At 38.2% G+C, this 20,591-nt stretch carries 16 protein-coding genes; 6 read left to right on the plus strand and 10 right to left on the minus strand.

Features of this window, described 5'->3' with window-relative positions:
• Nucleotides 1–722: 722 nt before the first annotated feature.
• The 5 genes from AB4298_RS12715 to AB4298_RS12735 all read right to left on the minus strand — a co-directional run bounded on the left by AB4298_RS12715 (nt 723) and on the right by AB4298_RS12735 (nt 7,378).
• Nucleotides 723–3,983: a hypothetical protein gene (locus AB4298_RS12715; protein ID WP_371986989.1), complete on the minus strand. Its 3,261-nt coding sequence runs from the start codon at nt 3,981–3,983 to the stop codon at nt 723–725.
• 745 nt (nt 3,984–4,728) lie between these two features.
• Nucleotides 4,729–5,367: a DUF5677 domain-containing protein gene (locus AB4298_RS12720; RefSeq protein WP_371986990.1), complete on the minus strand. Its 639-nt coding sequence runs from the start codon at nt 5,365–5,367 to the stop codon at nt 4,729–4,731.
• A gap of 177 nt (nt 5,368–5,544) precedes the next feature.
• Nucleotides 5,545–6,111 (minus strand): hypothetical protein, encoded by a 567-nt coding sequence (locus AB4298_RS12725; protein WP_371986991.1) that lies wholly within the window; start codon nt 6,109–6,111, stop codon nt 5,545–5,547.
• A 110-nt stretch (nt 6,112–6,221) separates the two neighbouring features.
• On the minus strand, nt 6,222–6,671 hold the full coding sequence (locus AB4298_RS12730; protein ID WP_371986993.1) for a hypothetical protein: 450 nt from the start codon (nt 6,669–6,671) through the stop codon (nt 6,222–6,224).
• On the minus strand, nt 6,668–7,378 hold the full coding sequence (locus tag AB4298_RS12735) for a hypothetical protein (RefSeq protein ID WP_371986995.1): 711 nt from the start codon (nt 7,376–7,378) through the stop codon (nt 6,668–6,670). Before AB4298_RS12735 ends, AB4298_RS12730 begins: the two co-directional genes overlap by 4 nt.
• A gap of 681 nt (nt 7,379–8,059) precedes the next feature.
• On the opposite strand from AB4298_RS12735, the gene AB4298_RS12740 reads away from it, so the two are divergent.
• The 3 genes from AB4298_RS12740 (at nt 8,060) to AB4298_RS12750 (ending at nt 10,583) form a co-directional block, all read left to right on the plus strand.
• Nucleotides 8,060–8,467, plus strand: coding sequence for a LexA family protein (locus AB4298_RS12740; protein ID WP_310654675.1), 408 nt, complete (start codon nt 8,060–8,062; stop codon nt 8,465–8,467).
• A gap of 2 nt (nt 8,468–8,469) precedes the next feature.
• Nucleotides 8,470–9,723 (plus strand): Y-family DNA polymerase, encoded by a 1,254-nt coding sequence (locus AB4298_RS12745; RefSeq protein WP_371986996.1) that lies wholly within the window; start codon nt 8,470–8,472, stop codon nt 9,721–9,723.
• A gap of 107 nt (nt 9,724–9,830) precedes the next feature.
• On the plus strand, nt 9,831–10,583 hold the full coding sequence (locus AB4298_RS12750) for an endonuclease (RefSeq protein ID WP_371986998.1): 753 nt from the start codon (nt 9,831–9,833) through the stop codon (nt 10,581–10,583).
• 366 nt (nt 10,584–10,949) lie between these two features.
• On the opposite strand, the gene AB4298_RS12755 is transcribed toward AB4298_RS12750, so the two are convergent.
• Nucleotides 10,950–12,359, minus strand: coding sequence for a DEAD/DEAH box helicase (locus tag AB4298_RS12755; RefSeq protein WP_371987000.1), 1,410 nt, complete (start codon nt 12,357–12,359; stop codon nt 10,950–10,952).
• A 5-nt stretch (nt 12,360–12,364) separates the two neighbouring features.
• Nucleotides 12,365–12,892, minus strand: coding sequence for a VspR family transcription factor (locus tag AB4298_RS12760; RefSeq protein WP_371987002.1), 528 nt, complete (start codon nt 12,890–12,892; stop codon nt 12,365–12,367).
• Between the two features lie 131 nt (nt 12,893–13,023).
• On the opposite strand from AB4298_RS12760, the gene AB4298_RS12765 reads away from it, so the two are divergent.
• The 3 genes from AB4298_RS12765 to AB4298_RS12775 all read left to right on the plus strand — a co-directional run bounded on the left by AB4298_RS12765 (nt 13,024) and on the right by AB4298_RS12775 (nt 17,065).
• On the plus strand, nt 13,024–13,230 hold the full coding sequence (locus AB4298_RS12765; protein ID WP_371987004.1) for a helix-turn-helix domain-containing protein: 207 nt from the start codon (nt 13,024–13,026) through the stop codon (nt 13,228–13,230).
• Between the two features lie 725 nt (nt 13,231–13,955).
• Nucleotides 13,956–14,834 (plus strand): glycosyltransferase family 32 protein, encoded by an 879-nt coding sequence (locus tag AB4298_RS12770; RefSeq protein ID WP_371987006.1) that lies wholly within the window; start codon nt 13,956–13,958, stop codon nt 14,832–14,834.
• Nucleotides 14,831–17,065, plus strand: a complete 2,235-nt coding sequence (locus AB4298_RS12775) for a family 16 glycosylhydrolase (RefSeq protein WP_371987007.1) — start codon at nt 14,831–14,833, stop codon at nt 17,063–17,065. The genes AB4298_RS12770 and AB4298_RS12775 overlap by 4 nt, the downstream gene beginning before the upstream one ends.
• Nucleotides 17,066–17,351: 286 nt before the next feature.
• Here the strand turns inward: AB4298_RS12775 and AB4298_RS12780 are convergent, their stop codons facing one another.
• From AB4298_RS12780 to AB4298_RS12790, 3 genes are all read right to left on the minus strand, one after another.
• Nucleotides 17,352–17,732 carry a hypothetical protein gene (locus tag AB4298_RS12780; RefSeq protein ID WP_371987009.1) on the minus strand — a complete coding sequence of 127 codons (381 nt, stop codon included), beginning with the start codon at nt 17,730–17,732 and terminating at the stop codon, nt 17,352–17,354.
• A 232-nt stretch (nt 17,733–17,964) separates the two neighbouring features.
• A complete protein-coding gene (locus tag AB4298_RS12785) occupies nt 17,965–19,380 on the minus strand; it encodes a DUF4145 domain-containing protein (RefSeq protein WP_371987011.1) in 1,416 nt (471 codons plus the stop codon).
• A 271-nt stretch (nt 19,381–19,651) separates the two neighbouring features.
• Entirely contained in the window at nt 19,652–20,323 is a 672-nt protein-coding gene (locus tag AB4298_RS12790) for a hypothetical protein (RefSeq protein WP_371987013.1), read from the minus strand.
• Nucleotides 20,324–20,591 lie beyond the last annotated feature (268 nt).

A 20,591-nucleotide genomic window follows, 5' to 3' on the forward strand; every position in this document is an offset into this window, starting at 1 on the left:
AGTCGCTATGTTACTTAGGTTCCGAAGCAAAGTCGGATTTGTCCAAAACGAGTTATTGATTAGCAGGGGCTCGAAGTTAGTTAACTTTATGTTTGGTACATACCAGTCTGGAATTCAGCCTTCTTATTATGAAGTCCACAGTCTTCTAAACAAGAGTAAAATCTACTTCTAGTAATCGAAACACCGCGTTCGATTAGTTTTCTTAGGATTACAGCTTTTGAGGTCTTGGTGTCGAGGAGGTTCAATATAAACGCCGTATGCTCATCAAGCCTGGACTTAACCTTCTGTCCCTTTTGACGGCCAGATGATATCCCTTTGGCCTTTCGTGTAGAGTGACTTGCTTTGGCTCGTTGAGAGCGTTTCAGAGCCTCTACAGCGCTGGCAAAAGACTGCCCAATAACTGTAAAAATGATTTCAGCATTATCAACGTTCTCAGAGTTAATTATGGTGTCGTTGTATGCCAGATGCAGCTCACCGTATGAAGCTATCTGGCCGATAGCGCCGACCAACTCAATAGTTTCATAATCTATCTAAGGGAGTATATCGTTTTCTTATAATAAAGTTTGAGCGTTTTTAAACACACTTTTGGACAGAAGTGAGCTAGATAATTTACTCTAGCTCAGACATTTTGGATTAGGTAAAGTAATGGAACATTTCAAGTCGTAAAAAGCAAGACCTGACCCCAGGAATCAACGGGTAAGGGCGTAGATATTTAAGATAATTCAATTATCCTTTAGTAGAATATTCAATAAATGCATCACTGGTGCAGAAACTATGTGTTTGGGTATGTATGGTTCGTCGCCTTTTTGGATAGCCATACAATCGATATCATTTTCACCAATTTCCCAAGCCTGACGAACTTCTAGCTTATGAACTGTAATACCAGGTTTAGTTATGCGCGAATCCAAACCATCGTTTCTTAAAATAGCGTCACAACCAAAGTAAAAATGACCATTTTGCTCATACTCTTTTAAAAAACGGTCTAAATTTTCACTGCTATTTGGTGTCATAGTATTTATGCGACTTATCATCGTCATTTGTTTGCTAGTATTAGCTATATTAATATTTTCAGAAATAACTATTCTGTAGTGTTCTGGGTCTTTCACTGAAATTCCTTTAACAATAGTTATTCTCAATCTATTGTTATTGTCATCTTCACCAATTTCATTTAAAAGATCTAAAAAAATATCTAAACCTTCTTTACAATTATCAAATGTTAAGTATATACCTGACATACCATCAGGAAAAAGACAGAACGCTACCCCACTCCATTTAGCTTTGTCCCATAGTCTTGGTTTGATCAGCCCTTGGATTGACATATCTTGATGATGAATATTTTCAGGGTTAGTGAGAGATTCTAGTGGTTCTCCAGTCCCCTGCTTTAAATCAGCCGAAAAAGTATCTAATTCAGGTTTAGGGTAATCCTTATCCCACGCTTCGTTGAGAAGCATTGGGTAGCTTTTCGAATCTAGTTTATTAGTAAATAAGCTTTTGATTTGCCTAACTAAATCTTTTCCTAAAACGTTTCCTGAAGCATTAAAGCAAGCTCCTAAAGATATCGACCTATCTAGTGCTGCATCTTCAAAGAACATCTTTGTAAGGATTTCTGTATTATTGACTATGAACATTTCAGGTATCAAGTCAAGAACCAACTCCTTAAACCAAGTCTGTATTGTTGCTTGCTTCTCAAGGCCTGAAGTTCCTTCATCAAACCCAGAACATATTACTTCTAGGTGAAGTTTACCTGATCTCTCATCTAATTCATGGTTTACTTCAAACTCGTCTTCATCATCAACGATTACTTCAATTGAAAGATAAGCTTCTTTAAGACGTAACTGATCAACAGCACATGTTGCAAATACACTCTCTAGTAGAGACAGTATGCCTTCAGAAAACTCAACAAAAGGAGTTCGATTCGGAGAGTTAATAGCAACATGGCAACCTAATAGTTGCGATGAATGTACAGCTCTTTTATCGAGGTTTATATTTAATCCTCTAGGATGAATACCAAAATTAAAATCACGCATTTTGACTAAATATTCGAATAAATCGTCATCAACAGGTGTTTTATATTCCTGCTGAAATTCGTCTGAATACCCTAATGCAATCAATAAAAATCCAGATGAGTTATATAAACCAAGTCCATCAAGTACACTAGGAAAATTTTCCAGACGCTGAATAACGTTAGAACGACTGTTAAGTATTAGTTGGCTAATAAAGGCCTCTAAGTTCATAACATTCTTTTCACTTATAACGTTTTCATTCAAACCTGATTGAATAAGCAATGTTAGTTCATACCACTTTAGCGCATGCCCTAGCCTGCCTAATTTAAGTTCAATCCAGCATAGTTGATGATAAGTTCGTACTTGGTGAGCATTTAGTTCATCTCGCGTCCAAAATTTATCAGTTAGCAAAGAAGCTGCTAACAACATGCTGGCTCTTGCAGCCCAAACTAACCCAACATTTTCATAAGCTGTTGAAATCACCCTCAGCGCTAAAATCATTTGATCTACGGACTCTTCTTTGTACAGAAGCGTTAACGACCTCCCTACTAACTTGATAGCTTGGTAAGGTTTACCACTATCTAACCTTTTGATACCGCGTTTTAATTGAAGCATGGCGCTGTTAACTTCACCATCTCGCAAGTATGATTGTTCAGTAAGGTAATCTAATAAATCTTCAAACGATTCAACGTCATCAAAAACATCATCGACGCCATTAACTAAGTTAAATATTTTATCAAAGGGAAAGCCGACTAATCGTTCACTTTGTTTGAGTATCGCCAAAAGTTCTTCAAATGCAGGCGTAGACTCCTCAATGGATTGAATTTTATGTAATTTAACAATAGCTAATTGAGTTTTAGCGAAAAGGGAGTTACTTGGTCTAGTTTCGTCGTGAGCGATAGTATGTAATTGCTCTAAAGTATTTTTTTCAATCGCTGCAATATCAATCGTTGGAGTTATGTTATTTAATTTTGTATAACTGCGGTGAACGGTTATTAATGTTACAACAGTTTCCCATTTAGTCGCACTAGAAGATAGTTGTGCGCAGCAATACACACCGGACAGGTTTTCTTCAAATGTTTCAAAGTCTTCCAGCCAAAAATGAGCCTTCCATGCGAATTGATAATGGGCATCAAGTAATTGTTGTTTAGTTCCAAATTTCTTTGCTATTTTTATAGCGCGACCAAATAGACCTTGTGTTTCAAATATAGGCTTTTCTAATTCCGCGCTCAATATTGCAACATCTAAGAAGTAATCAACTTGCTCTTTGGTAATCTCGACAGGGTTAACATCTGTATTTATTTTTTGTGTTATTTCATCAAGTTTTTTTTGTTTTTGATAATCATTAATACCTACACAGCGATCCCTTTTGAAATTTACTGGCATAGATAAAGTTTCAATCGCCAGACTTTCTAATTGATTCTTATAAATTTGATCTAAAATCCAACTTATATCAAGTATACGAACATCCATCCCAGTCTCTGTTTTTAAGCTATCCTCTAGCTCAGATCGTTGATTCGACTTTGCATATTGATTGGTGATGCAAAATGCTTTGGTATATCCCCGGTTTGTTTGATGTATTTTTACAACATCTTGTCTGCATTTAACCTTCCAGTCGACTCTTGTGCTTACTGCAAATGCCCATCTTTCTTTATGTGAAGAATCATTAATCCCCTCAAACCAAAGAAGTTGATTTTGTTCGGATACTGGAAATGTTTGAGTATCAGTTTTACCATCACCGCCAGCTACAGGCCCTGTCTGTTCGAGTAAATTTGAGCAGATAACTTTTTCACACAGTCTTTTGGCGAAATCTTCGAATTGAAGCTCTTGGTTTCGGGTGTTCAGTTTAGCAAGGAAATGTTCTAAAACGGGTCGTTCTAAAACACCAACTTCTGTGATTACTGAATCTGAAAATTTTTCTGGCCGGCGACGTTGCAAAAATTCTTTAGGGGAGAATTTAGATTGGTGCTCTTCTATCATTACTCATTTCCATTAATAACTAATTGAATGACTTAGCTTTCAAGTAATAACATAGCTGGAAATCAGGGCCAGGTCTTTAATTTTTTCTATCCATTAGAGGGAGTACTTAGATGAGATGATTGTGTTAGAGTGCCCCATTACTGAGCCGACTCCGCACAGTTCCTCAAATAAGTAAGACATCTATTATCATTTCTACCTAATCGTACTTAATCTCAGGTGATTGACTTGGATTATTCCTAACATAAAGGGGGGGAGCGAATTAGCGACAGATACAGATAATAAACTAGCCTTACAGCCATTACTCCGAATCACCAGAATTATGCTTGGCTAACCTAGTGCCGATACGGCTGAAGCCGTCGAAAACATGGATGTTTTCGTTGAGCCTACACGAACGTACTAGCGGCGAGCTTCAGAAGTGTTTGCACATGCGCCCGCTGCAGGCGATTGATAACTATGAAGCTGAAACTCATAACTTGCTATCAGATAGCGCTCCCTCGAAAAATATAATCAAGCTTCATTCCAAAGCTTAGTAACTTTGGGGCATTTTCGAGCTAGAAAATGCCATGTGTTAAAATTCAGTTTGTTAAGCTTTTGGACAGAAATTGGTTAGAGCTTAAGCTTTGAAAGCAACGACTGCCATTAGGGAAAGTAGGCAATTAGGTATACGGTAACGCCGCGTTAAGTGGTGAGCGCCAGAAGCTAAAATTTAGCTATTGACGCCATAGTCTCTTGTTAAATGTAAAAACTACAGTACATCTAATAGTTGCTCTTTTTTACTGACATACACATCCAGTTGCTGCCCTTCCATTATATTGGCGACCACTATACCTGCGGTAATCAGGTAATTGGTCAGGTTTGCTACATAGAAGTGATAGTCCGTGCTGTTACATTTATCATTGATTGAAATATCCACACTGCCTGTTGCTGGGTCGATATTAAAGTGACGAGAGATAATTGCATCTAAACTACAGTGCGACTCTGCGCTTAATGTTGGGTATAACCCTTCATATTCAGCCTCCATATTCGCACGACTAAACTTATCTTTTATCGAGTAGCAGAGTTTGTAGTCTTCATTACCCTTCAGTTTGTCGATTTCAACAGAAATTAAGGGAAGCTTCTCATCAGCGTATGGGGACATCGAAGACAAATAAGGGTTATCATTTGCCGCGGCCTTGAATAAACGCTGATCCTGTAGATAACTACCATAATCCAATTGATATACATAATGAGGATCTAATTGTAGATTTCTTAAATCGACATAATTCTCCATAAATGAGCGATAAATTGACAGTGATCCCGTATAGTTTTGACTATCCATGAGCGTGTAAAATGAATCTGATAGCTCTATTAATGTGCAATAAATACCCATGCTATAGGCTGCCAATTTACTCTTAGAATTGAACTGGAACAAAACCGCCTTTTCAGTCGAAAACTTAATTGTTTCCTTTAAAATATCTTGCATAACTGACCTTTACATTTAACCCCTTGTTCAGCGGATAAAAATGGTTGGTTAAAATCTCGAAGCGATAACCAACCGTTTTTATTCCGTTTAAGTAACTTGTTATATGCTTGTATGACTTAGTGTTTTTATCATATTCTCAATGTAAGTTACAACTAGCTCAATTTGATTTTTAAAGTTATTTACACTTATATATTCAAGATCTTCAAGTGTTTCATTTCCTTTTTTATCTGATGCATACCTAAAAGAAAATGAATCTTCATCAATTTGGTTAAACTGATTAACAATAAGGCGTTCTTTATTTGGAGTTGAGGTAAATACGAGAGAGATTTTCTCAGCCTGTATAAAGCTATCATATTGCTTGATTGCAGCATCCCACAATGGCAACAGTTTATGCTGCGCAAGAGTTTTATCTGCTCTTGTATAACTTAACTTTTTGTCTAGCTCTCTGATGAGGTCTTTTAGTGTTAACTCAATATATTGTCGATAAAGAAACACAATAGGAAATACTAGAGTATCTTTTTCGTTAACAGGTCTATTGGCATAATCGTTAGTCAATTCTCGTGCTGCAGATTTATAACCTTCGTTATAAAACGGGGCTCTGTCATTCATCCAGCCAATGTCTGCGTTTGTTTCATCTTTTGCAATTCCAGCAAATAACTTTGTCAATTTATACTCCATAGATGTAAAGCAAATAACGCCCAATTAACGGGCAAAAAATTGTTGGCTAAAATTAGCGACGAAGGAGCAAAAGCCAACTATTTTTTGTCCCTGTTTAATTACTTGTTAGATTTATTTTCAGTATCAGGTTCTGTGACAATATTTCTAATTTTTTTGCTAATTTCTTCACTTTCAGAGTCGAGAGACATATTTTCCAATACTTTTTGAAATAAGTTTGTGTACATCTGCTTAACCTGCCAATCAGGTATCCCTGCATTAGTCTTCTGTTCTTCAATAAACTCCATAGCGTTAACTATAGAGGGATCTATTTGTTTTCTTCGTAAATATGCAGGTAGGTTCATTGAAAAAACTCCTAGTCCCATCAGATGCCATATTTTAATCGCTGAAATACTTATAAATTCAATTGTTTTAAGAGCGGGGCTGAATAACCCTATTAAACCATCTAAAATAACACCAATAAAAACCCCAATACTAGTACCTCGAGGATTTGAAACAAATAAGATATTAAGTGCCTTTCTAATAAATATTGTTAGGTCGTCTTCGTTCATATTTTAACTCCGTCTGTAATATGATCTTTGCTTTCTTCTTTTTTTAATTCAGGATTTGGTATTATTTTTTTAAGCCCGCCTGAATCATTAAAGTCACTTTTATTTGCGTGAGCTGTAATAAAATTAATTATTTCTCTTCCTTCAAATGAGTTAGTTCCATACAAGCCTTGCTTCACTCTGTACTCGATTAACTTATGGTCTATATGCATCCCTAGCATCCCTATTCCTACAACTGAAAATACAAAACCATTCAGTTCAAGCTCGAAAAATAAAGAAAGGCCTAGATTTAAAATAAAAGTTATAACTAAGAAAAACTGAGCTTTAGATGAGTTTTTTAATTTTTCACCTAACATAAGGCCAACAATTGTTTTTGATTTCTTTGACTCTTCAGATGCCTTTACAATTTCTTCTGATATCATACTAATGGAAGAGAGTAGACTTGAATTTACTTTTAAAGCGACCGTTCTATATATCCACTTTTTTGGTATGGTACCAAGTATGATTGCATCAATTGTTCTTAAATATGCTTTTACATAATTCAGTGAACTACTTGGCTTTAGTAACTCTAAAAGAGCTTTATGAATATTACTATTTTTAAGTAGATCATATCCTTTAGCTGCTATTACTGCGACAAAAATGCTTATTCCAGCGGAAGACCACCACTCATTTTTTAAAACTTCTGAAACAACTTCGACAATAGTTGACATAAACTCCCTCATAAATCTAACAGCTTATTATCCAGCGTCTCGGATAAATCCCTGCACTTTTTTAATTTACGTCAAAGTTAGCAACGTAACTCATTGATGTAAAGCAGTTAATCTTGCTGGTGTTAACAAATTTGAATTTACCTTCTCCGCAAAGTAATGCAGAACATTTATCGGGTCTCTTGTAAGATTAAAGCGGAAATCTAACTGCATGATAAGCAAGTGCTATTTCAGATGTTAAAAATTTATCGATGCAATTATTTTACTTTTTAGCATCGATAAATCTGTCTGATTCATCAAGCTCATTATACCTGTACAGGATTACAGTTATTTTAGTTTGCTATAGGAAGGTAGAATCGGAAGAATTGAGCTTAAAGAAAAAAGACAGGCATTACTTATGGTGTACGCAAAACCTTTCACATTAGCTTTTCTATAGTCAAAGCTTACATGTGCCATTTACCATTTAGATTCGTGAAAATAATATTGGGGCATAAGTGAGCCAGCGAAGATCTCGCTAACTCGAAAGTAGAAAGACATGGGCGAAAATTTATGCTGACTAATTTTGTGCAAAACGTCTTATACGCCCTATCTCGTGACGTTTAGCCTGAGAAGCTGCAAACTTTATTGTGACTATCAATGAAAAACCGCTACACTGTATAAATATACAGTTTACGTTGTTTTTGAATGAATATTATCCCAATTTCGGCCAGTGCAGGTATTACAGGCTTTGAATCTCCTGCTACCGACTATAGACAGCTTCCACTGAGCCTTGATGAGTTATTGATTGAGCACCCAAGCTCAACATTCATCGGACTCGCCAATGGTGACTCTATGGAAGGCGTTGGTATTTTTGATGGCGATATCTTGATTGTTGATAGGCATGTTGATGTGCGCAATCAAGATATTATCGTTGCTAACTACAATGGCGCATTTGTGTGCAAGATTATCGATAAAGTAAACCGACTGCTTTTGTCTGCCAACGAAGCGCACATGAGCACACCTATCCTTGAACACGATACCTTTAGTGTTGAAGGCGTGGTTATACGCTCAATACGCTGTCATCGTAAAAGCCCTATTCTTGAGAATGATTAATCATGTATGCGCTTGTCGATGCCAATTCTTTCTATTGCAGTGCTGAACAGGTTTTTAGGCCTGAATGGCGTAACCGCCCCATCATTGTGTTGAGTAACAACGATGGTTGTATTGTTGCAGCCAACAGATTGGCGAAAGAAGCGGGAATTAAAAAGTTCGGTCCTTACTTTGAAGCCAAAAGGCTGTGTGAGCAAAAAGGTATTATCGCGTTGTCTTCAAACTATGAGCTTTACGGCTCTTTATCTGCATCTATGATGGAGGTGATTGGCCGTTTTGCCCCACAGCAGCATATCTACAGTATTGATGAGTCTTTTTTATCGTTTAAGCACTGCTACCCCGCTATACCTTGCCTAACTGAGCACGCATTAAAACTTAGGCGAGCCGTTTGGAAAGAAACGAGGTTGCCTGTTTGTGTTGGAATTGGCGAGACACTTACTTTAGCCAAAGTCGCTAATCATGCTGCAAAAAAACTCCCTGGTTATAATGGCGTTTGCGCCATTACTAACAATGAGCAACGTTCAGCAATTTTAAAAACCATGAAAACCAATGATGTCTGGGGCGTTGGCGGCCGCATAGCTAAAAGGCTCGCTACAATGAACATTCACAATGCTTATGCCTTGTCACAAATGAAAGCCGGCATCGCCAGAAAGCAATTCAGTATTGAACTTGAACGAACGGTACGAGAGCTAAACGGCGAAGTGTGCAAGACTTGGGATGAAGCAAGAGCTGACAAGAAACAGATATTTTCAACTCGCAGTGTTGGCAACAGAGTGACTGATTTGCCTTCATTATGCCAAGCATTAAGTAAACACGCTTCAACTGCAGCCGCTAAAGCAAGAACCCAAGGTTCTCTGTGCAAAAGCATGCTGGTGTTTGCGTCAAATTCACCTTTTGATGAACAACTAAACGGGTTTAAATATCTGCACCATTTTGCATTCCCAACAAATGACACCTACGAACTCATTGAGGCAGCAACTCAGGCTGCAATGGTTAGATTCAATCCAACTATTCGTTATTACAAAATCGGCGTGGGACTGATTAACTTGTGCAGTGAAGCCAATCTGCAAGGCGATTTATTCGAGGGAGGTAGAAATCCAAGCAAGATGTTGGTGCTGGATAAAATCAACGCCAAGTACGGTACTGACACCTTGTTTCTCGCTGCCCAAGGCATATCGCAAAAATGGGGGATGCGCAGAGAAATGCTGACGCCGCAATACACTACACGCTGGAAAGACATTCCTTTGATTAAATGTTAACCAAAGGAATGTCTGATTAATTAAGTTTAATTAAATCGCGCTGATTTCAACTGTAAACCCACTGATAGTTAAGGCAAAATCAGCCAAACTATTTTCATCAGAACCTTATGAATATCCGTACACTCTCCATCGCTATTGCAGCACTGCTGCCCTTAACTACGTTTGCCCAGTCAGGCGAAGGCAATACAACCATAAAGTCATTTAATAAAGCAAAGAAAACACTCGAACGTAAAGTTTATTACGACCATCGTGTAACGCTTTATTGTAATGCAGAGTTTGATAGCAAGAAAAACATCAAACTTCCACGTGGATTTACAACTGAGAAGCACGTTAAGCGTGCCAAAAGAGTTGAATGGGAACATGTTGTTCCTGCAGAAAACTTTGGCCGAACCTTTTCAGAGTGGCGTGATGGCCACCCTAGTTGTGTAAATAACAAAGGCAAAAACTTTAAAGGTCGTAAATGTGCCGAAAAAGTAAATCACGATTACCGTTTAATGCAATCTGATTTATATAACTTGTATCCAGCGGTAGGCGCAGTGAACGCTACCAGAGCTAACTACAACTTTGCAATGCTTCCCTCTTCAGGTTCGAGCTTTGGTAGTTGCGAAGTAAAGGTTCATGATAGAAAAGTTGAGCCGACAATTGGCTCAAGAGGCAGAATCGCAAGAACCTATTTGTATATGGAGCAAGCATACCCACGATACAAAATGAGTAAACAGCAAAAGCAGCTAATGACCGCTTGGGACAAGCAATTCCCTGTAAGCAAGTGGGAATGTAAACGAGCTCAGCGCATTGAGACCCTTCAAAAGAATAGAAACTATATTGTTTACTCTCAATGTGAAACTATGGGTTACAACTAGATTAGAAAGCGTATCCAAATAGCAAATAGCTACGCCTTGAATAGCTCTTTTAGGATAGGCATATATTAGAACTATTCTGGATTAGCACATATTATTTGTCAGTCCAGAAGATACCTCCCCCTCCAAATGCAGCCTTAAAAGAAGCACTCTAGGACAAACCCTGACATAGATTCGGTAGAGCCTGAGATCTAAAAATGACTATTTGTAGTGGTCAACTAAAACTGTTAAGAACTCTGAATAAGCGAATATGCAAATCGATATGTAAAGCATTAGCATATTTGATAACGCTGTACGTGACTGTTATCAAATATGATAACAGTCAGAGAGTTTTTTCAAAATGGTGACACCATAAATAAGGTTTTCGCATCAAAAAGGTGAGTTGAAAGTAGATACCACCTTTTCTCTAAAGCCACCTAAAATCTCAAAAGATGGCGATTGTCCCCAAGTGAGGTCTCGATCGTTAGGTGGTGCTAAAATGGGAAATAGTGATTCATTTTTGTGTGGTGTACTAAACCTAACTTTATGCTCATCTTGAGATGAGGAATTTGATCGTATTATCTCGATCCCCCCCTGCACTGCAGAGTCTGTAACAGTTTCAGACTCCCTGAATATGACGGGTACACCAGGTATTTCTTCAGCGATACGATTTGCAAATTCTACAAGCTTTGGTTCTGCAAAAGTATATAGCCAAGCTTCTTGGTTTATAGCCTTATTCACTCTTAAAACTCTGCCTAATACTTGCCTGAAATAGAGTTCAGTTTTGACTCGACTAAGGTGGCAACAAACCTGCAGTCGAGGGATGTCTGTACCTTCACTTATCATGCCGACGCTGACTATCCAGTTCGTTGTACTGCTCTTAAATTCATTGATTTTAAGTGAAGGTAGCGCTTCCTTATAGGTGACTATTTCGGCGGTTTGCGCATATTCACTTCGGAGCATGTTAAGAATGTATGCAGCGTGCTCTATCGATGATGCAACGACAAGTCCTGCAGCATTTGGGTTGTGTTGTCTGATGTCGTCGAGTTTTTTGGTCGCCAGCGTTAAGACATGCCGAATGGCCACACTGTTTTTGATGACCGATTGATAAGTAACTAATGAACCTTGGAATAGAGCATCTAGGCAATTAAACGTCTTAGTTTTATTTTCTTCGTCAGTAACCGAAATTCTTTCATTATCAATTAATACAATATTTGGGCTTCGGCATACACCGTCTGCAACGGCTTCCCTTAAACCGTAGATATAATCACACTGTATTTGATTGTCTGGGTCTGTATAACGAGATAAAGTTATCGGTGCTTGATCAGAGCGCCATGGAGTGCCTGTTAGCGCTAGAGTATATTCGGCTTGGTTTTGAATATTTAATAAGATCTCTTCTCCCCAGGCATTAGCATCTTCAGGAGAACTGCCAGAGCAATGATGGATCTCGTCAAATATCACGAGTACCCGATTTTGTTTTAACAGTTGCCAGAAATCTTCTTTGAAAGACAGCATGCTTTGATACGTATAAGAGCAACCAACGGCACCTATGACTCCATCGAAACGACATTCCAGACGTGTCGAGAAAGTATGCTTAATACCTTGCGATATATTTATCGAAGGTGAAAAGCAAAGTACAAATTCGATAAGGTTTTGATCAAGTAGCTGAACAGCGACTTCTGATGCCATAATCGTCTTACCAGCCCCTGGAGTTGCCAAACAAAGAAAGTGTTTATGTTTGGCACTAAAGTGCTCTAGAACGCGATTGACGCACTCTGATTGCCATTGTCTTAGATGCATTAAAGTTACTTTTGCTGATGAGCGAGAACAGACTTAATCGCTTTGATTTGGCCGAGTAGTTTCGAGCTTTTTTCACGGGCTTGTAAATACTGGGATTCAAGGTGCGCTTTCATCTCTGGGAAAGATTGATACAACCGCATATATTCTTCTGACTCGCCAATGCTAGTGAGTAAATCAATTTCAGATTCTTTCAAGCGAGTTTCAAGCTTCTGGACAGCGAGAGTAGTGTTTGCATTAATCAACTTGGGTTTCTCAACCTTTCTTTCAGTGATAAAAATCACTTCATGAAACAAATCCGATTTCAGATACGTAACTCTTTTAGAATTTTTCGTTCCTTTTTTTAACAATAGACCTTTCTTAACTAGTCTCAGAATTTGTCTGTACACATACTTGCGAACCTCTACAGAATCCTTATTAGTAGGAGATATAGCTAAATATGCATCACGTAATTGAGATACACGGAAATTGTTAAAGCTCTCATCCTGGAGAATAGTATGCAACCTTGTGCATATTTTCATTGAAATTTTCGACATTACTTTCTCGCAAGAGGCTCTTTATTTCTAGCTCACAGGGCCAGAAGAACTTGATATCAACAATACGGATTATAATCCGTGGCTTTATAAGCCGCAACTTTGGATAGTCTTTCTCTTTAACTGAGTGAAAAATGAAAGACTTAGCTATCCAATTTGGTGCAAAATTGCGTGATAAACGCAAGACACTCGGCATTTCACAAGATAAATTAGCTCTATTAGCAGATATTGATCGAAGCTATGCTGGCCGAGTTGAGCGCGGAGAAGTAAATATTACGCTTGAAAAAGCATACCAATTAGCAGAGGTTTTAGAGTGTGATATAAGGGATCTGCTGCCTTAACATTTATGGCTGAATTACCCCGCTATCGGTATGCTTCGATGAAGTAGAACTACGAACAAAAGTTGAGTTCGAGAGAGCGTGACAACAGGTAGTGCTCTCGCTGCATAGTGTCCAGGTAGAAAGTAACAGATCACCGAACCAACGATAGATAAAACTCTACAACAGCCAAAATGAGGCTCAAACCTGAGATCTCCATGCTATCCCTTAACGCTCCTTGTTAATGGTAAAAAATATAGAAACTGTTCAATTTAAGGATAATGTGAATTATTTAATTTCTGTTGAGGGTCACCGGCTAAAACGCTTCAGTCGGTTAGACGACATCAATGTTTCTGCAAATCCTGACTGACATGTTCCTGCCCCATTGTGTTTTAACACTGTGCTGTGCCTCATTTTAAATGTACTTAAGTTGACCTACTTTTTCTTATGCAACAAAGTGATTCTGGTTCGAAGAAAATAGTAATGTGGAGTGAAGAAATGGCTAGAGCAAAAAATGCAGCTTGTCCCAAATGTGGGTCTGAAGAAATACGTAAAGAGAGAATGTTTGGCGTACAGACTGGTGATTTGATTTGCTCGGACTGCAAATATACGAGTACCCGAAATGAGTTTGTAGAGGCTTTCGTTCAAAAGCCCCCTGAAAACGATGATTAGGAATGATTCATCAAATCGAAGACACAGCGATAACAACCTAAATTATGTGTACAAACGTAGATATAAGAGGTAGAAAAGTGAACTTGATAACAATGCCTCCAACAGTTGGTGCGATTGAAACTTCTGAAAATGATGGGTTGAGATCAAATTTTGTTTCTGAATTAATTCAACAAAAATCTGAACATAAAATAGTTGGCTGTGATAAGACTCTTATACCTAAGGTAATAGTCCAGTTTTGGGATAAGGCCGATGCTCTCCCACCTGATGTCAGAAAATGCATAAATACTTGGAAAGAGCGTGAAGTTGAAGGCTTTCAACATTTACTGTTTGACGAAATAAGAGCAATAGAGTTCATTTCTACTGAGTTGGGTTCAGAATATGTTGACGCTTTTAACGCTTGCTATCACCCTGCGATGAAAAGTGATTACTTTCGCCTATGTTACATTTATGTCAATGGTGGAATGTACGTGGACGTTGATGACGTTGATTGTCAGCAAGATATTACTGCTCTTTTTTCAGACTATAGACTTAAGCTACAGCCATTATGCTACGACATTGAGTCAGACAGCATGATAGAACCAAAACACTTCACTCAGAAAAGTGCATTCTCAGATAAGTGGATCTACTACTTCAATAACAATCCAATCATTTCTGCAGCAGAGAATCCAATAGTTGGTTACGCACTCAATCGAGCAACAAACCGCCTCCGGCAAAGTGATGGTGAATTCCCAGAAATCCAATCAACAACTGGACCTGGTAATCTAACAGCTAGTGTTGTTGCCTTTCTTTTTGATAATAAATCTTTTCCGATATCTAACTACATAAATATTCAACCGGATTGGAATGAAATTGCGAGTACGGTTTGGCAATTAAGCTATCGAAATGATAAAAGGAATTGGCGACTTGCTAATGGTATGCCTTCCAATAAAGCCACAAAGGATAGAGAACTCTCATGAATAGAAACCGTACATTGGGCCCCATATTGAGTTGGGTTTATAAGGCCTCTCTCAAAGTTCGGAAATTAGTGGGACGCAAGAAATGTAGTGCGTTTAGCTCTAGCAAAAAAGGAAGCTCCTTTCAGAAAATTGAACGTATCTTTGTAATTAACTTAGACCGTCAGCCACATCGACTTAATAACGTTTTTAAAGAATTCTCTCCTGTACTAGATGAGAACTCATCGTCGTTAAAGAATATTATTGTCAGAGTTCCTGCAGTTGATGCTTCCAAATTGGATAGTGATAGCTTGAATCAACTTGAAACCGTAAGGAGAACATATACTCTAGCTGGCCAGTTATATGTAGATCCCTGTAAAGCCTTGCCTCAGAACCTTGACTTAGATATGAGTATAGAGATGAGTCAACAAGAGATTGCTGTTGCTCTTTCACATATTGAAACTTGGAAGAAGGTAGCACATGGCGATGAACAATATGTTTTGGTCTTAGAGGATGACATATGTTTGCATCACAAGTTTCCAGCATATGTGGAGAACATCTGGAAAGAACTCGAAGAAGTGAAAATTAGCTCTCCTCTCTTTGATATACTTTTTCTTTCATTTAAAGAGGTCGATCAAGGAGCAGAAAAAGTACGTATATCAAAGAATACCTTCAAGTTATTTCGTGGAATCTGGTATATGTCAGGGTATATTCTTTCAAAAGAAGGAGCTAAACGCTTATTGAGCATGTTGCCGGTGCAAGGCCCTGTAGATCTATGGATAAATCATAAATTTTCTGAAATAGAAGCGTTAATGACCGCTAAGTCAGTAATCCCTCAACGTAACGACGAAGTTTCTGGGAATTTCTACTCGGTTTTACCAATTCTATCTCAAATAGGTGTTTTGAATGATGGGGCGCCAAGTGTATTCACTAATATCCCAACAGCTAAACCCATATTTGCGATAGGCCGACTGGGTGGAGGACTAACTTCTCTAGGTATGGCTATATCAATGTTGGGATATAGATGCTGCAGTGACCTTTATGATTTACCTGATGATGAGAAAAACAGTTTGCTAAAAAACGATGGTTATCGAACTTTTGATGCTTATGTCAATGTTGGAACAATCGATAAAAAGATAAATGAGCTAGCAAAGATCTACCCAAACGGAAGATTAATTTTATTTACAGAAGGTTATGCTAAAGTAGAACTAGAAGACATTCGTAAACTATGGTTTAACAGGGCTCTGTTTTTATCTTTGGATAATATTGGAGCTTGGAAATCAATATGTGAGTTTCTAGGTATAGTCCCTCCTGTATGTGCATACCCAACATTAATAGAGTTAGGTAAACGACAACAATCTAAATTCGACAAGGACTCACTTGGATACCGAAATTTATCCCATACTGTTTTGAAGCACGATGAATCGCCTTGGGTAATTTCAGAGAAAAAGGGGTGGTTCGGGTTACCTGTAAGTAATCCTCATATGCAAACCATAGGACAGAAACTTACAACTGCCTATATAACAGATGATTTTTCTAAACTTGATACATCTAACTGGTTTTTGCGAAATGATACGTTTCCTGGCAATCAGGCCATGTTTAATTCAGACAACTTTTCAGTTAACACGGGAAATGGCGCATCAATAATACTCAAGAACCAAGATATGAAAGTGAGAGAGTATAGTTCTGGAGCTATTACAAGTAACAGTCTCTTTTTGTATGGTAGGTTTGAAGCAGTGATAAAACCCCCTCAGGCTTCGGGGTTAGTTACTGGAATTTTCCTTCATCGAGATTCGCCTAGACAAGAAATTGATATTGAATTGGTTGGTAAGTCACCCAATAAAGTGCTTATTAATGTCTATTACAACCCGGGGGTGGATGGTGCACGTTTTGATTTTGGTTATAGAGGTACGCCTGTAGAAATAGACCTTGGGTTTGATGCTACTGAAGATTATCACTCATATGCTATTGAATGGGATTCAACGGAAATTCGCTGGTTTGTCGATGGTAACCTTATCTACAAGAGAGTAAATTGGGCACCAACGCCTATCCCTCATCTTCCGATGAAATTCCATATAAACTTATGGCCTTCTATTTCAAGTGAATTAGCTGGAAGAATCGACAAGAACAAACTGCCTGCGAGCCTACATATTCAATCTGCAAGAGTTGCTGCACTTAATCAGAATGTTGGAATGGACCTATCTGGTGAGACTGAATCTAAGGTAAATACAGAGGAAATAAGCCAGCCATTGTAATCCACCGAAATGACGGTTCGCTATGCACACATTCCAGTGACGCTAGCGAACTGCTCATAGCAAGGCTTCTTGAATTAAGTACTCAATAACTCTTCACCTGCAAGTTAAGCCATGTGGTGGAATAATTGATGTTTGAAGTTATTTGTACTACCAAAACTGGATACCTCGCTAAGCAACTTTCCAATATCTAAAATTATTCATAATTTGCTAAATTATTAGAACTACTGGCAAAGTTTTGTCCAAGAACGCGTTTAAATTTGCTCAAACTCTATTAGACTCCGACAATTCAATTTAACGGTGTCAATAGAAGAGTTATCTTTTGGTGCTTATTGATTATTGCCATAGTCTGGACATTGAAAGCGTTGTACGAATCGAACAACTCACCTCGTGTGTCATAAAGCTCACCACTGTATTCAACTCGAAATTCAGAAATTTGCTTACCCGCGCTATTAAATGCAGATTCAATCTCTGGCTGAAATAGGTAAAGCAAGTTTTCATCGGTAGATGCAGTTTCATTATAAAGCTGGGATTCTAACTCGTGCTCTATTCTGAAATCTTCCAACACATCGAACAGACGTCGAGCATCAGATAGAGACGTAACTATTTTAGATACGCGATCATGTAATTTGTTTATTTCAGTTTCTAGATTGACACTTTTACGACCCAATTTAATGATCTGCTTAATTTCTTTTTTTACTGGCCTGTAATCGGCGTGAAACGAGTGTTGTCAGCAACACTTGCATATAAGTGAATCAAACTGTTGTACGTAAGATCAGTAATACACTGCTCGTGGTTATCTAATTGCTCGGCCATATTCGATTGATACACAGATTAGGTCTTTGAATTGTTTCTTTTTAAAGCAGAAGACAACCAGTTACTATCGGTTAAACAAAGCTTAATCAAAAATAGTAGTTCAAAGCTGAATGTGGCAATACTTTAGATTTATTGAGACAGCAATTTTTATACTTAGCACCAGAACTGCATGGACATAGATCGTTTCTTTTTATTTTTGCTAATTTGCGTTGCGGTTCTGCCTTTGATGTCAGTTTATTAAGCTCAGTCACTAACTTGTGAGTACTAGCTTTAAATTGGTTTTGAAATTGTTCTGTGATATCCGTAAAAAGAACTAGGAGATATCGTTTCGCTAATAAATTCCCGAAATCTGATGCTTTGGTTAAGTAAAATTTAGCTAAGCCTAAATCCTGTTCCCCCCCCTTCCCTTCATAGTAAGCGATGCCGAGATGCGCCATTGCAACCGGGCAATCTTGTTCAATTGCCCTCATGATATAGAAATGTGCCTTATCTCTGTCAACTAAGCAGGCTTTTCCGGTTGTGTAATAATAAAACATTGTGCATAACGCCGTCGTATCATCACGCGCAACCGCCTGAGACAAATATTTGAATGCCTGCTCATATTCTTCCTGCTCAAACAGTAAAGAACCATACAAGGCTTCGGCAGGCCCATACCCACGCTTTGCGGCAGCTTCTAAACAAAGTATACCTTTTTGTGATATATCTTCAGGAAAGCCATCAGTGATAGCTAACGCTCCGTATCGATATAAAGGTTCAAGATCGCAAAGGCTCTTCTCAAGTTCCTTTATCGAGCGACCGTCATGTGGATATAGATGCATAAAATCATCTACTGGCGCCGAGCACGAATATGACGACTCGTAAAAGCTAAGAGCTATATTGGCTATCCCTTGAAGATGAGCTGCTTTATCGTTGGGAATTAACAAAGAAATAGAGGCGCACTGCTCATCTAATTCGGTTTCAGTGGCAATCCCTGCTAAGAGTTTCATTTTAGTGCATTGTGACCTGAGGGCATTAAATACAAGCTCGCGCTGATCTTGAACTCCAACATCAACTAATTTTACATCGTCAATGACTGCAACTTGATTAATTGTAGCCAGAGCTTGCTTCATAACATTAATCGTCAGCACTCGGGCTTCGACGGCCAACTGCGACAGCTCTAACTTACGCTTGGCAAAAGATTCTGAACCGCCTTCTCCCCGCTCATTAGTATGCGCACCTCGGTTACCAAGCTTTCTTACAGAATGAAGGTGTGAAGCTAAGTTCTCATCGATAAAATGTTCAGCCTCTAAGCGAATTATCCTGTTCATCAGGCTGCAATTACTATTTTCAGGTACGAGATGAAAATCTTCCAAAGCATGAACAGTCGAGCTTATAGTTTCTCTAAATTTTAATAGTGTGTAATCAGGATTTGAGTAGATGAATTCAAGCGCAATGCTGTATTCATTAAATATTTCTAATGAGAGAGATTTAGCTAACTGAAGATCGGTGATTTGTGCGTTCATTGGCGTCCTTACCGCTGAAAAGCCTGAAAATTAGCCTCTCTTTATACCTAGAAAATCGTTATTATTCAGCCTTTTTTTAAATAAGCTCTAAAAGCGACATTGTTGTCTCTTTCTGTCTTAATTGGTTTAATGCTCATATTCTTGCCCTATTAATTCTATTCTGTATCTACTTTGTCGTATTCTGTACGGGTTCTAACTAACCCGATGTAACATATCTTATACTGATAATTCACCGGCACAATTTACACGAAAATACTTCCAGATTACTTTGCTAAATAAACACACTCAACACCAGAACAACTGCCAAGGCAAATATCAGGAAGTTTTTAGCATTTATCCAATGCTGTTCAGGCTTCGCCGCCGCAGTAGCTTCCAGAACTCTTATTTTTGAATTTAACTGTTCTATTTGACTATTTTTTGTTGCAAAAAAGTCTTCGATGCTTGTATCGACATAATTGTGCTTGCGAAGACTGGTGGTACTAGGATTTAAAAGGGAGAGGTCATTACATTCGATGGTTCCAGAAAGTTCATCCTCATTATAGATTACCTTAAAGCCACTATTTGTGTAGAAGTGATGTCGTCTTTTAAAGTTATCTATATTGCCGTCTTTCTCAGTCAGCTTACCTGGACGCAAAGAGTGTCCAGCAAATTGAATTTTAGCTTCTGCTATCACAGCGTTGCGAGTTAGAGAACCGAGACCAACTCCTTTTACATTCAGAATAATATCTGGGGCTAGGCGACACTGTTTTTCAGTAGATTTGTCCAGTTCAATCGACCAATCAGCGACATTGTACGGTAAATCAAATTTCGTAAATCGTTGGTTATTAGAGAAATGGACGGTAGTTACAGCGCTAATCGATTCAGGACTTTTTAGTACAGTAACACTAATGAAGCTGGTAAACCCATGCTCTACATGTAAGTAGAACTTCTGCTGAAAACTCATAAACACTCCTACTCAGATAAGAGACAATAATTGATTAAGATATGCCACTAACTGAGGTTCAAGAATTAAATGCGCACGCATATTATTAAAAAAGATTACCTTCCCCCCGGTAAAGCGGTACTCATGTTGGGACTACTGAAACGCTCAAAAAAGGAATCGCCCCAAATGTCGCTGAAAGCATACATTGACATAAGATAACCATAGTCTGACAAATTTAAAGCATAACCTAACAAATTAATAAAAATAGAAGCACTAATGTGATTAATGC

Source organism: Shewanella sp. 10N.261.52.F9 (assembly GCF_041471165.1).
Lineage (GTDB): Bacteria > Pseudomonadota > Gammaproteobacteria > Enterobacterales > Shewanellaceae > Shewanella > Shewanella marinintestina.

Bases quoted from the DNA above. Each gene is read 5' to 3' on its own strand.
- AB4298_RS12715 (WP_371986989.1), bottom strand. From the start codon at position 3,983: ATGATAGAAGAGCACCAATCTAAATTCTCCCCTAAAGAATTTTTGCAA.
- AB4298_RS12730 (WP_371986993.1), bottom strand. From the start codon at position 6,671: ATGAACGAAGACGACCTAACAATATTTATTAGAAAGGCACTTAATATC.
- AB4298_RS12735 (WP_371986995.1), bottom strand. From the start codon at position 7,378: ATGTCAACTATTGTCGAAGTTGTTTCAGAAGTTTTAAAAAATGAGTGG.
- AB4298_RS12740 (WP_310654675.1), top strand. From the start codon at position 8,060: ATGAATATTATCCCAATTTCGGCCAGTGCAGGTATTACAGGCTTTGAA.
- AB4298_RS12745 (WP_371986996.1), top strand. From the start codon at position 8,470: ATGTATGCGCTTGTCGATGCCAATTCTTTCTATTGCAGTGCTGAACAG.
- AB4298_RS12750 (WP_371986998.1), top strand. From the start codon at position 9,831: ATGAATATCCGTACACTCTCCATCGCTATTGCAGCACTGCTGCCCTTA.
- AB4298_RS12755 (WP_371987000.1), bottom strand. From the start codon at position 12,359: ATGCATCTAAGACAATGGCAATCAGAGTGCGTCAATCGCGTTCTAGAG.
- AB4298_RS12760 (WP_371987002.1), bottom strand. From the start codon at position 12,892: ATGTCGAAAATTTCAATGAAAATATGCACAAGGTTGCATACTATTCTC.
- AB4298_RS12765 (WP_371987004.1), top strand. From the start codon at position 13,024: ATGAAAGACTTAGCTATCCAATTTGGTGCAAAATTGCGTGATAAACGC.
- AB4298_RS12775 (WP_371987007.1), top strand. From the start codon at position 14,831: ATGAATAGAAACCGTACATTGGGCCCCATATTGAGTTGGGTTTATAAG.
- AB4298_RS12785 (WP_371987011.1), bottom strand. From the start codon at position 19,380: ATGAACGCACAAATCACCGATCTTCAGTTAGCTAAATCTCTCTCATTA.
- AB4298_RS12790 (WP_371987013.1), bottom strand. From the start codon at position 20,323: ATGAGTTTTCAGCAGAAGTTCTACTTACATGTAGAGCATGGGTTTACC.